The sequence below is a fragment of the Kitasatospora sp. NPDC058190 genome, from assembly GCF_042883685.1.
GTDB lineage: Bacteria > Actinomycetota > Actinomycetes > Streptomycetales > Streptomycetaceae > Kitasatospora.
This window is the reverse complement of sequence record NZ_JBHVVI010000015.1, coordinates 104,204-116,590: the sequence shown is the minus strand read 5'-3', so window position 1 is coordinate 116,590 and position 12,387 is coordinate 104,204. Positions and strand designations below refer to the sequence as shown.

Genomic DNA, 12,387 nt, shown 5'->3' with positions numbered 1-12,387 from the left:
CTGCAGGGGGGACCCTGTGGGAGAGTAGGACGCCGCCGAACAATCATTCAGAAGAACCCCCATCCGGATTCCGGATGGGGGTTCTTCGCGTTTCCCGGTCAGGAGTTGGCCGAAAGCTCATGCGGCGTTCGCCTGCGGACTGTGTTCGGCCTGCCTGTGGCCCCTATGTTCGAGCCTCCCCGGCCCATCCATGCATTCATGACGGGAAGGACCTCACATGGCCTCCATCGACCGGCGCCGATTCCTCCAGCTGGGCGGTGCGTCCGTAGCCGCCGCAGGCCTCGGCGCGTTCCCGCCCGTGGTCAGCAAGGCTCTGGCCCTGCCCGCGATCAGCAGGACCCGTTCGATCGAGGACGTCGAACACGTCGTCATCCTGATGCAGGAGAACCGTTCCTTCGATCACTACTTCGGTACCCTCCGCGGCGTGCGCGGGTTCGACGACCCGCGCCCCACGCAGCTGCCGGACGGCCGGCCGAACTGGCACCAGCCCGCCGCCGCGGTGAAGACCGGCCGCTACCACGACCGCGGTCTGCCGGCCTCCGAGCAGGAGGTGTTGCCCTGGTACATCGACCCCCGGAACACCACCGAGCACCAGGCCGGTACCGACCACGGGTGGAGCAGCGGCCACCTCGCCTGGAACGAGGGGCGCCACGACCAGTGGCTGAACCAGAAGCAGGACGTTATGACGATGGGTCACCTCAAGCGCCAGGACCTGCAGTACCACTTCGCCCTGGCCGACGCGTTCACCGTCTGTGATTCGTACTTCTGCTCGGTCCACGCCGACACCGCCCCCAACCGCATCTATCTCTGGACCGGCACCAGCGACCCCCGCAACGTGTACGGGCGCAAGCCCAACGGCCCCGGTCTGTGGGAGCGCAACGGCACCAACGGCTACACCTGGACGACGTACCCCGAGCGACTGGAGTCGGCGGGCGTCAGCTGGAAGCTGTACCAGGGCGGTTCGGGCGAGCCGGGCACCCCGACGGACAACTACACCGACAACTCGCTGATGTTCTTCGAGCGGTACCAGGTCGCCGAGGGCGCGTCGGGTCCGCTCGTCGACAAGGGGGCGACCGACCACACGCTCAAGGAGTTCCGGGCCGACGTCGAGCAGGGCCGGCTGCCCCAGGTCTCCTGGATCGTCCCGCCGTACAAGTACAGCGAGCACCCCTCCGCCACGCCCACCGACGGCGCGTACTACATCAACCTCGTGCTGGACGCGCTCACTTCGAACCCCGAGGTCTGGGGCAGGACCGTCTTCCTCATCAACTACGACGAGAACGACGGCCTGTTCGACCACGTCGTCCCGCCGATGCCGCCGGTGGTCAGCCGGGCGGGCGGCCAGGGGCTGGTCTCCTCCGACCTGGAGGCGAGCCTCGGTGACGAGCTGCTCGACCTCGCGAAGTACCCGGGTGAGATGAGTCCGCTGGTCCCCGGTGCCGACCGGGGCGGGCTGCAGCCGATCGGCCTCGGGCCGCGTGTGCCGCTCCTGGTCATCTCTCCGTGGTCGCGCGGTGGTTGGGTCTGCTCGGAGACCTTCGACCACACCTCGGTGCTGCGGTTCCTGGAGGCCCGGTTCGGGATCGAGGAGCCCAACATCAGCGCCTGGCGCCGGTCGGTCTGCGGCGACCTCACCTCGGCGCTCGACTTCTCCGGCGCGGACGCGCGGAGGGTGTCGATCCCGGTTCCCGCGCCGATCGCCTCCCAGGGCAAGCCCTACCAGGTGCCGCTGCCTCAGCGGATGCCCACCCAGGAGCCGGGCACCCGTCCGGCCCGCGCCCTCCCGTACGACCTGCGGGTCAACGAGGAGGAGACCGACACCGCGGGGCGGTTCCAGCTCGAACTGGACAACCAGGGCTCGGCGGGCGCGTGGCTGTACGTCTACGACCGGACGGCGCCGACGGCGGCCCCTCGCCGCTACACGGTCTCGGCCGGCGACACCCTCGGTGACTACTGGCCGCTGACCGGCGCCGGCGGCTACCACCTCGTCGCCCACGGACCGAACGGCTCGGTGCAGGAGTTCGAGGGCACGGCCGAGGCCGAGCTGGTCGCGCGCTTCGAGCCGTCGAAGGAGCAGGTGCGCGTCACCGTCTCCAACAACGGGTCGACGACCCGGACGGTGACCGCCGGGAACGCCTACGCGAAGGGCCCGCAGCAGAGCCGCACCCTCCGCCCCGGCGCCTCGGCCCGGTTCACCTTCGACCTGCGCGCCGAGAGCCGCTGGTACGACGTCACCGTCGAGGCCCCGGACGGACCGGCGTTCCGCCGCCGCTGGGCCGGACACCTGGAGAACGGCCGCCCCGGCACCAGCGACCCCGGCCCGCGCTGATCACCACCCCCGTGGTGCCGGGCCGCGAGCGATCCCCGGGGATCGCTCGCAGCCCGGCACCGCCTCAAGTCCCGCCAGGCTGACCAGGGCGTACGGCTAGGCTGACCCGATGATCGAGGACGGCGCGACGGACAAGGGCAGCGTGACGACGGTACGGCGGATCGGCGAAACGATCCGCCGGCCGGTCGGCCAGTGGACGCCGGCGGTGCACGCCTTGCTGACCCACCTGGAAACGGTGGGTTTCACCCGGGCCCCGCGACTCCACGGCATCGACGGCACCGATGAGGTGCTCTCCCTGCTGCACGGCGAACCCGCGTTCTCGCCCTGGCCGCCGGCTCTGCGCTCGACCGACGGAATCAGCGAGCTGGGGCACTGGCTGCGCGAGTACCACGAGGCCGTCCGGGACTTCCGGCCACCGGTCGACGCGCGCTGGCAGGGCCAGGAGGACGAGTGGCGGCCCGGCATGGTCATCCGGCACGGCGACCTCGGGCCGTGGAACTCCATCTGGGACGGCGACCGGCTGGTCGGCTTCATCGACTGGGATTTCGCAGCACCCGGCCACGCCCTCGACGACCTCGCGCAGCTCGCCTGGTACGCGGCGCCGCTGCGGCCCGCCGATCAGCAGCGGAGAGCCGCGATCGTCGGCGAGCACACCCTGCGGAGCCGCCTCAACGCCCTCTGCACCGCCTACGGTGCGCCGCCGGCCGCCGTGCTCGACGCGCTGGACGCCGTCCAGTCCCGCGAGGCCGAGCGCATCGAACGACTCGGCGGGATCGGCCAGGAGCCGTGGGCGAGTTTCCTCGCCCGCGGTGACGCGGCCGAGATGACGGCCGAGCGGGCCTGGCTCCGCTCGAACCGCGCGGTCCTCCTCCTGGACGGCTCGGACGGCTCGGACAGCTCGGGCGGCTCGGGCGGCTCGGACGGCTCGGACGGCTGAACAACGGCGCCCCCGGCAGCCGTGGTTCAGCCGGTCGGCTGCGCGGGCCGCCCCGGCACCCACAGCGGCACGGGCCCGCCGCGCGGCATGGCGCGCGCCGCGTCCTCCTCCAGCCACCCGTCCACCCGCTCGGGGTCACCCTCGCCCAGGTCCACCAGCGCGGCGGCGGCGATCCGGGCGCAGCACAGCACGAGCGCGAGGGTGTCCTGGCGGCGGTGCCGCTCCCGCACGTACGCCGCACCGCGCTCCTCGATGCGCCTGCCGTGGGACGGCCCGTCCTCGGCGGCCAGCGCCTGCACCCCGTGCCACACCAGGGTCAGCGCGCAGGGCTCGGCCGGGTGTGCCACGCCCTCCCGGTGCGCCTGCTCGCGGGCCTCGGCCGACCGCTGCCCGAGCCACTCCAGGGCCGCCGGCCCGTCGTCCCCACAGGACCGGAGGACCAGCTCGGCGGCCTGTTCCGCGACGGCCCGCAGCACGGCCGGCGCGGGCACCCGCAGGCCGGGCGCCGGTGCGTCGCCGAACGACAGCCATGCGTCCGCGAACGAGGCCGCCCGTAGACCGCCCACCCAGCCGGGTGCCCCGCCGGTGCCGCCCAGCCATTCCTGAGCCCCCAGCCGGACCAGCCCCACCGCGACCAGTCGCGCCGCGTCCCCGTCCAGCCCCAGCAGCCGTCCATTCCGCACCACACACCCCCACCAGCACTCGTCACCCCGTGGGCACACATCCCACCACACCGGGAAGCGAACGAACTAGACAGGGGCACGTCACATCTTGGGACCGAGGGGTTCGCGCCCGTCGGGCGCGGCGGCGCGGCGACCGATCGGGGGAGGCCGGGGAGGCCCCGTGGCCGCGGCGGAGGACGGGACGGCCGTCCCGTGAGACCGGACGGCTCCGCCCGCAGGTGCCGGCCGGCGCCGGATGCTCGTGCGGCGCCGGTGGACCCGCGTCCGTCACCGCGAGGTGGGACGGCGGATCGTCATGGCAGCTTTCGGACAAGCTGATCCCCGCCGCCGATTTCCCGGGATCTCCATGGAATCCTCACGCCTTCACCACGCTAGGGTGACTCCCGTTCCGCCGCCGGAAGTCCGGCGGCGGAACGCTTCGCCGACCACCGATTCGACTGGAGTGAACAAGATATGAGTGTTCATCAGCTACTGAGGCGTGCGACAACCGCGGTGGTCGGCAGGGGGATCGGGGCGGCCGCGGCGGCGTTCGCGCTGGTCGCGGCCGTCGTCCTGGGCGGCACGGTCTCCGGGATGTCCGTGGCGGAGGCCAAGCCCGCGTGGGGCGGTTCGGGCAAGTGGGCGTGCTCCGGGCAGCCGGTCGCGGCCGGGAACGTCATCACCGACTACGACAGCAAGGGCTGTGGCGGGTACGGCTCCTGGTACCAGCAGCCGGCGAAGGACGGGATCTGGACCTGCTCCGGCTCCCCGGTGGTCGCCGGTTACGTGATCACCGACCACACCACCTCCGGCTGCCGGGGTATCGGCGCGTGGCGCCACAGCCTCGTCCACGACGGCATATGGACCTGTTCCGGCTCGCCGGTCGTGCCCGGGTACGTGATCAGCAACCACCTGCGGGCCGGTTGCGGCGGCATCGGGAGCTGGCAGCACAACCTGCCGCACGACGGGATCTGGACCTGCTCGGGTTCCCCGGTGGTGGCCGGTTACGTGATCACCGGCCACACCACCTACGGCTGCGACGGCGCGGGCTCCTGGCGCCACAACACCGCCCGCGCGGGCCTGTGGGCCTGCCCGGGCTCGCCCGTCCCGCCCGGCTTCCGCTCCACCAGCTACAACGCCGGCGCCTGCGACGGCCTCGGCGGCTGGCTGCTCGCCCGCGCCTGACGAGCAGTCCGGCCCCCTCCCCGCGCCCCGTCCGCACCGGGGCGCGGGGAGGGTCTCGTTCGTCCGTGCTCGGATCCGTTCGTCCGTGCTCGGATCCGTTCGTCCGTCGTCAGATCCGTTCGGCGGACCAGTACGGGTCGCGGCCGGTGAGGGCCAGCAGTTGGTGCTGGGCGTCGGCGTCGGGGGGTGCGGTGAGCGGGGGGTCGAACAGGCCGGTGCCGGCCAGGTTGCGGTAGCCCTGGAACTCCGCGAGGGCGTAGCGGGCGGCGCCGGGCGGCATTCGGCCGTCCTCGCCGAGGGCCCGGGCCAGGTCCCAGCCGTGGACGACGGTTTCGGCGGTCAGTTCGCGGGCGTACCCGCCGACGTCGCGCACGCCGTAGGACAGGTGCACCAGGAGGTCGGGGACGCCGGGCTGGTGGAGCGCGCGGACCGCGGTGTCGGCGGCCATGGCCCACACGCCGACGGGGTTGCGCCCCAGGACGTCGCCGTCGAAGCGGTGGCCGATCGCCTCGGGGGTGTAGCCGGCCACCGCCTGGCAGACCCAGAGGTGTTGCGCGGCGAGGTGGTTCACCAGGGCGCGGACGTCCCAGTCCCGGCAGGGTGTGGGTGCCGTCCACCGGTCCTCGGGGACGGCTCGTAGCAGGCGGGTCACCTCCGCCGCGGCGGCGATGTAGCGTTCACGGACCTCGGCGTGGAACCCGGGTGGGTGCGGACATTCCATCGGAGGGCCTCCCTCCTGCCCTGCTTACTCTCAGTAAATCGCTACTGGGAGTGACCTGCCAGGTTTCCCGAGGCCGGACCCCCTGCGCAGGCCGGACGGGCCGCCTGCGAGGGCCGGACGGCCACCAGGTGATCGCCGTGGGTGACCGGCGGGTGGCCGCCCGGCCCGTCAGCGGTCCGGGTCGGCCAGGACGGCCTGCGCCGCGTTGTGCCCCGGGATGCCGCTGACCCCGCCGCCCCGGACGGCCCCCGCGCCGCACAGCAGGACGTTCGGGTGGGCGGTGGCCACGCCCCAGCGGGCGGCGGCGCTGCCCGGCGCCTCGTCCTCGGTGGCGAACGGGAAGGCGAGGTCGCGGTGGAAGATGTGGCCGCCCGGCAGGCCGATCTCCCGCTCCAGTTCCGGCGGGGTCCTGGCCTCGACGCAGGGCCGGCCGTCGGCGTCCGTGGCCAGGCAGTCGGCGATCGGCTCGGCCAGCACCGCGTCCAGCTGCGCCAGGCTCGCGGCCAGCGCTCGTTCCTTGGCCGCCGGGTCGCCGAACAGCCGGGCGGGCATGTGCAGGCCGAACAGGGTGAGCGTCTGGAAGCCCTGCCGGAGGGTCTCCGGGCCGAGGATCGAGGGGTCGGTGAGGGTGTGGCAGTAGATCTCCGACGGCGGCGCGGAGGGCATCCGGCCGGCCCGCGCCTCGGTGTACGCGGTCTCCAACTGGCGGTAGCCCTCGGCGATGTGGAAGGTCCCGGCGAAGGCCTCGCGCGGGTCCGGGGCGGTGTCCCGCAGGCGCGGCAGGCGGCGCAGCACCATGTTGACCTTCAGCTGGGCGCCCTCCGGCGCGGGCCCCGGGTCCTCGCCCAGCAACCTCGCCAGGGTGGCCGGCGCGGCGTTCACCAGCACCCGGCGCGCCGCCGCCGTCGCCTCGCCGTCCCGGTGCCGGTAGGACACCTCGGCGTCGCCGCGGCCGTCGGTGGCGATCGCGGTGACCTCGCAGTCGGTCCGGATCTCCGTGCCGGCCGCCAGCGCCACTTCGGCCAGTGCGCCGGTCACCGCGCCCATCCCGCCGACCGGGACGTCCCAGTCGCCCGTCCCGTTGCCGATCACGTGGTAGAGGAAGCAGCGGTTCTGCCGGAGCGAGGGGTCGTGGGCGTGGGTGAAGGTGCCGATCAGTGCGTCCGTCAGGACCACCCCGCGCACCAGGTCGTCGGCGAAGGCCCGCTCGACGGTCTCGCCGAGCGGCCGCTCGAACAGGTCCGTCCAGGCGGCCTCGTCCCCGATCCGTCGGCGCAGTTCGGCGCGTGAGGGCAGCGGCTCGGTGAGCGTCGGGAACACCCGTTCGGCGACCTGGCCGGTCATCCCGTAGAAGCGCTGCCAGGCCTGCCACTCCCGGTCGGTGCCGGTCAGCGCCCGGAACGAGTCCCGGGTGCGGCCGGGGTCGGCGGCGTCCACCAGCAGTCCGGTGGGCTTCCCGTCCCGAACGGTGGGCGTGTACGAGGCGATCCGGCGCCGTCGCAGGTCGAGCCGCAGCCCGAGGTCACGGACCACCTTCCGCGGCAGCAGGCTGACCAGGTAGGAGTAGCGCGACAGCCGGGCGTCCACGCCGGGGAAGGCCCGGGTGGAGACTGCGGCTCCGCCGACCCGGGGCAGCCGTTCGAGGACCAGCACCCGCCGCCCGGCGCGCGCCAGGTAGGCGGCCGCGACCAGGCCGTTGTGCCCGCCGCCGACGATCACGGCGTCGTACCGGGAGGACGGGTGGGTGCTCATGGAGCCACGTTACGGCGTTTCGCGGGGGTGGGGAACAGTCCTGCACGGGGCGGTCGGCGGCCACCTCGGACCGGGTGCGGCCGCCGGGCCGGTCCCGCCGGACCGGCTGTCGGTGCCACTGGCTAGGGTCTGCGACATGGCGACAGTGACCTTCGTCGACGAGACGACATCGGGGCTGCGGCGGGACGCCTGGCGGCTGTGGCTCCCCGCCGACGAGGAGCGGTTGACGCTGCGCGAGCTGATCCGCCGCCGGGTGCTCCAGGAGGTGGCCGAGCACAACGCCCGCGGCTCCGAGATCTACCGCGGCCTGGTGCAGCCGACCGAGGCCGAGCGGACCCTGAACGGGTTCCGGCTGGGGGTGCCGGGCCAGGCGATCGATCCCGAGCGGCAGTTCCTGAGCGCGGTCGAGGCGTTCGGCCGCAACGGGTTCCTGGTGCTGGTCGGCGACCGCCAGGTCGAGGACCTGGACGCCGAGTTGGACCTGCGCACCGACACCGAGGTGTGCTTCCTGAAACTTGTACCGCTGGTAGGTGGCTGAATGACAACGACCGATCTGCTCGACCCCGCCGTCGGGCGGCTGCTCGACGCGCTCGACACCGGGCACGTGGACGCGATCGGCGCGGCGCTCGTGGAGGTCGACACCGCGGTCGGCGGCGACTGGTCCGCCGAGCGCGTGGCGCCGGTCCGCGAGCGGGTGCTGGAGCTGCACCGCAACACCCGGGCCGCGTTGGTGGCGAGCCTGGTGCGCTGGATGCTGATGCTCCGGCGGCCCGTGGAGACCGAGGAGGCGGCGCAGCGGCGCGGCGCGCTGATCCGGCTGGCCTCGATGGTCTCCCAGGGCTTTCCGCAGGGGCAGGCCCGCGAGCTCCGCGAGGACTGGTTGCACCTGATGGGCCGCCAGTGGCACCTCGCCGAACTGCACACGGCCGAGCGACTGATCAGCGACGAACTGGAGGCGGGCCGCCCGATCGACGGTGCGGTGGTCGCCGCCGTGCGCCGATCGGCGCAGATGGTCCGGCCTCACCACAGCCTCGTCATCGACCTCGCGGCCGCGTTGCCCGAGCCGCTGCTCAGCCCCGGCGAGGCCTGGGCGGACCAGGTCCTGGCCGCGCTCGACGAGCCCGGTTCGCCCGCAGGCACCGATCGGCCGTGGGCGGATCTGGTCAAGCACGCCGTCGATGCCAAGTCCGCCAAACCGACCGCCCGTTGGGAACGGACCGGGCGCGCCCTGATCGACGCGGTCGGCCCCGAGCGGGCCCGCGAGCGGATCACCGAATGGCTTTCGCTGGTCGGTCGTCCGCGCACGCTCGACCTGGTCGCGGAGCCGCGCGGCGCGGGAGTCGACCAGTTCGACCCCCACAACCTGGACGCGCTGCGCGGACTCGCCCTGCTGCTGGCCCTGACCCCGGCCCATCCGGACAGCGCCCGGGTGCTGGCCCGGCTGGTCGAGTCCGCGCTGCGCAAGGCACCGGGCATCGGCCCCCGGGCGCCCAAGGTGGCCAACGCGGCCGTGCACTCCCTCGCCCGTCTGGACGGCGAGGACGGCCTCGCCCAACTGGCCCTCCTCACCACCCGGGTGACGTACAAGGGGACCGTCAGGGAACTGGACAAGGCGCTCCGGGACCGGGCTGCCGCACTCGGTCTCAGCCGGGCCGAGATCGAGGAACTCGCAGTCCCCTCCTACGGGTTGACCGAGATCGGCCGACGCGTCGAACGCTTCGGCGGCGAGGCCCGGGTGGAGCTGGTGGTGGATGGCGCCCGCGCCCGCCAGACCTGGTACAACGAGGCCGGCCGTGCGGTGAAGACCCCGCCCGCCTCGGTGCGCCGTGAACACGCCGATCGGCTCAAGGAGTTCAAGGCCACGGTCAAGGACCTGGAGAAGATGCTGACCGCCCAGTCCGAGCGGCTGGAGCGGCAGTTCCTGGCGCGACGCAGCTGGCGCTACGGCCCCTGGCGGCAGCGCCTCCTGGACCACCCGCTGGTCGGCACCCTGGCCCGCCGGCTGATCTGGACCGTGGACGGCACCGCCTGTGCCTGGCTGGACGGCGCCCTGCGCACCGTGACCGGCGACGAACTCGCGCCCGCCGTGGACGCCTCCGTCGAGTTGTGGCACCCGGTCGCCTGCCCGCCCGAGAGCGTGCTCGCCTGGCGCGCCGTGCTGGAACGCCAGGGCCTCGTCCAGCCGTTCAAACAGGCTCACCGGGAGGTGTACCTGCTCACCGCCGCCGAGGAGCACACCCGGGTGTACTCCAACCGCTTCGCCGCGCACGTCCTGCGCCAGCACCGGTTCCACGCCCTGGCCACCGCCCGGGGCTGGCACAGTCAGCTGCAACTCGCGGTGGACAACTCCTTCGCCGCCCCGAAGCGGCTGCTGCCCGAGTGGGGGCTGCGCGCCGAGTTCCGGGTGCACGGCATGGATGCCGACTGGGGGGCGAACTTCACCTTCGAGCACCTGGGGACCGACCAGGTGCGCTTCTACCCGATCGACGCGCCGGAGAACGCCACCCACGCCGGCAGCGGCCTGTACGGTCCGGTGATGCGGCCCGGAGTGCAACTCGTCGAACCGGTGCCGCTCACCGAGGTGCCGCCGCTGGTGCTGAGCGAAGTGCTGCGTGACGTCGACCTGTTCGTGGGCGTGACCAGCGTCGGCAACGACCCGGCCTGGTCGGACGGCGGGCCGGACGGCCGGTACCGCGACTACTGGCAGTCGTACAGCTTCGGCGAGCTGTCGCAGAGCGCCCGTGAGCGCGGCGAGTTGCTGGCCCGGCTGCTGCCCCGGCTCGCGGTGGGGGAGCGCTGCACGGTGGACGGGCGCTTCCTGGAGGTCCGCGGCGAACTGCGGACGTACCGGATCCACCTGGGCTCGGGCAACATCCTGATGTCGCCGAACGACACCTATCTGTGCATCGTGCCCGGCACCGACAGGCCGGCCGACGGACAGCCTCAACTGCCCTTCGAGGGTGACCACATGCTGGCGGTCATCCTCAGCAAGGCGCTGCTGCTGGCCCGGGACAGCGCGATCACCGATCCGACCATCACCAGCCAGATCGCCCCGCGCTGACCACTCAGGACGCGAGCGGGCCCCGCCGACCGGACGGTGCGCCGGGCGGTGGGGCCTCGGCAGGGGCCCGCGGGAAAGGGGCTTCGGAAGCGGCAGTTGGGGGAATCCCGTCCGGGGGCCGGAGGCAACGGCGGTGCTGACGGTCCGCAACCCTCAACTCGCTTCCGTTCGGAGGAGATCAGCCCGTGCACGCACGTAGACGTCGCACCACGCTGCTCAGATCCCTGATAGCCGGCCTCTGTGCCGCGGTCACCGCCCTCGCCCTCGCGGCGGGACCGGCGCAGGCAGCGCCGGTCGACACCCACGGCCCCGCGCAGCCGGCCGAACAGCAGAACCGCTCCGCCGGGCCGACCGCGTCCTACGCGATCAGCACCCCGACGAACATCTCGGCCGCCTGCACGGGGCAGGACGCCGAGACCATCCAGGCCGTCGATCCGACGGCGAACGCCGTGTACGACACGTGGATGGGCTGCAAGGGCATCGGATTCGCGGGCTCGCCGGACGGCGGGGCGACCTTCGGTGCGCCGGTCACGCTGCCGGGCAGCGTTGGGCAGAAGGGCAGCCGCACCTGGGACCCGGCGATCACCGTCGCGCCGGACGGCACGGTCTACGTGGCGTTCATGGTCTCCCGCTCCGGCCTGACCTACCCCGTCGTCGACGTCAGCTCCGACCACGGCGTCAGCTTCAAGACGGTCAGCGCGATCGTCCCGCCGGACGCCAACAACTGGGGCGACCGGGACTTCATCACCGCGGGCCCGGACGGGACGCTGTACCTGACCTGGGACTACGGGCCGAGCGCGGCCGCGGTGACCTTCCTCTGCGCGCCGAGCGGCAGTTGCGCCTTCGCCACCGGCGACGTCAACGCGGTGATGCAGAAGTCCACCGACGGCGGCCGGACCTGGAGCCCGATGTCGCACATCAGCCCCGGCTACCCGAACAGCGGCGCCGACAGCGCGCCCGTCGTGGTCGAGCCGGACGGCTCGATCGACGTGCTCTACCAGGGCTACGTCGTCACCAACGTCCCCACCGACGACCTGACCGTCGCCTACACCTACGCGACCCGCTCCACCGACGGCGGCGCGACCTGGTCGCAGCCGGTGCGGATCGGCGGCGACGCCGGGACGATGAACAACGGCGAGTGGTGGATCGACGGCAGCGAGGCGCTCGGCCCGGACGGCACGCTGTACGCGACCTGGGACACCCAAGGTTCGAACAGCGACACCGGATGGCTGTCGTACTCGCAGGACCACGGCGCGACCTGGTCCGCGCCGGTGCAGGCGCCCGCGGACACCCTGAACGTCCCCCACATCATGCAGGTGGTCGCCGGGCCGCCCGGGATCGCGTACGTCGGCTGGCTGTCGAGCAGTGACCCGCGCGGCTACGCCCAGTACCTGCGGACCTTCTCGACGACGAAGGGGTGGCTGTCCGCCCCGGTCCAGGTCTCGCAGGGCTTCGGGACCGGCTCGGTGTGGCCCGGTGACACCTTCGGGTTCTCCGCGCTTTCGCCCACCCGGTTGGTACTGGCCTGGGGCAGTGCCGTCGCGCCCACCGCGTCGAACGACGACGTCTGGACCGCGACCGTCGGGGTGACCCTGCCGTAGCGTCCCTGACCTGACCTGACCTGAGCTGACCTGACCTGCGGCGTGGGGTGGAGGGCGGCGACCCGGCGGGGCCCCCCCCCGTCCAACCCGGCGGGAGCGGCTCAGGGGGCGGGGGGGAAGTCCCCGGGCGCGTCGGGGT

The 12,387-nt window shown here is 73.2% G+C and carries 9 protein-coding genes; 6 read left to right on the top strand and 3 right to left on the bottom strand.

The window, feature by feature from the left end; translation table 11 throughout:
- The first annotated feature begins 217 nt into the window (after positions 1-217).
- Together ACFVWU_RS10020 and ACFVWU_RS10015 are read left to right on the top strand one after the other, a co-directional pair.
- Positions 218-2,329 carry a phosphocholine-specific phospholipase C gene (locus ACFVWU_RS10020; protein WP_387617665.1) on the top strand — a complete coding sequence of 704 codons (2,112 nt, stop codon included), beginning with the start codon at positions 218-220 and terminating at the stop codon, positions 2,327-2,329.
- Positions 2,330-2,438: 109 nt separating this feature from the next.
- Positions 2,439-3,266: a phosphotransferase gene (locus ACFVWU_RS10015; protein ID WP_387617663.1), complete on the top strand. Its 828-nt coding sequence runs from the start codon at positions 2,439-2,441 to the stop codon at positions 3,264-3,266.
- A 26-nt stretch (positions 3,267-3,292) separates the two neighbouring features.
- Here ACFVWU_RS10015 and ACFVWU_RS10010 read toward each other — a convergent pair whose 3' ends face one another.
- Positions 3,293-3,952 (bottom strand): hypothetical protein, encoded by a 660-nt coding sequence (locus tag ACFVWU_RS10010; protein WP_387617661.1) that lies wholly within the window; start codon positions 3,950-3,952, stop codon positions 3,293-3,295.
- Positions 3,953-4,402: 450 nt separating this feature from the next.
- On the opposite strand from ACFVWU_RS10010, the gene ACFVWU_RS10005 reads away from it, so the two are divergent.
- Positions 4,403-5,113: a hypothetical protein gene (locus ACFVWU_RS10005; RefSeq protein ID WP_387617659.1), complete on the top strand. Its 711-nt coding sequence runs from the start codon at positions 4,403-4,405 to the stop codon at positions 5,111-5,113.
- A 109-nt stretch (positions 5,114-5,222) separates the two neighbouring features.
- Here ACFVWU_RS10005 and ACFVWU_RS10000 read toward each other — a convergent pair whose 3' ends face one another.
- Positions 5,223-5,834 carry a TIGR03086 family metal-binding protein gene (locus tag ACFVWU_RS10000; protein WP_387617657.1) on the bottom strand — a complete coding sequence of 204 codons (612 nt, stop codon included), beginning with the start codon at positions 5,832-5,834 and terminating at the stop codon, positions 5,223-5,225.
- A gap of 168 nt (positions 5,835-6,002) precedes the next feature.
- The gene (locus ACFVWU_RS09995; RefSeq protein ID WP_387617655.1) at positions 6,003-7,586 is read right to left on the bottom strand and encodes a phytoene desaturase family protein; all 1,584 of its coding nucleotides are present in this window, start codon (positions 7,584-7,586) and stop codon (positions 6,003-6,005) included.
- A gap of 136 nt (positions 7,587-7,722) precedes the next feature.
- Here ACFVWU_RS09995 and ACFVWU_RS09990 point away from each other — a divergent pair, with 136 nt between their 5' ends.
- The 3 genes from ACFVWU_RS09990 (at position 7,723) to ACFVWU_RS09980 (ending at position 12,248) form a co-directional block, all read left to right on the top strand.
- On the top strand, positions 7,723-8,124 hold the full coding sequence (locus tag ACFVWU_RS09990) for a hypothetical protein (protein WP_387617653.1): 402 nt from the start codon (positions 7,723-7,725) through the stop codon (positions 8,122-8,124).
- Entirely contained in the window at positions 8,125-10,647 is a 2,523-nt protein-coding gene (locus tag ACFVWU_RS09985; RefSeq protein WP_387617651.1) for a DUF4132 domain-containing protein, read from the top strand.
- Between the two features lie 185 nt (positions 10,648-10,832).
- A complete protein-coding gene (locus ACFVWU_RS09980) occupies positions 10,833-12,248 on the top strand; it encodes a hypothetical protein (RefSeq protein WP_387617650.1) in 1,416 nt (471 codons plus the stop codon).
- Positions 12,249-12,387 lie beyond the last annotated feature (139 nt).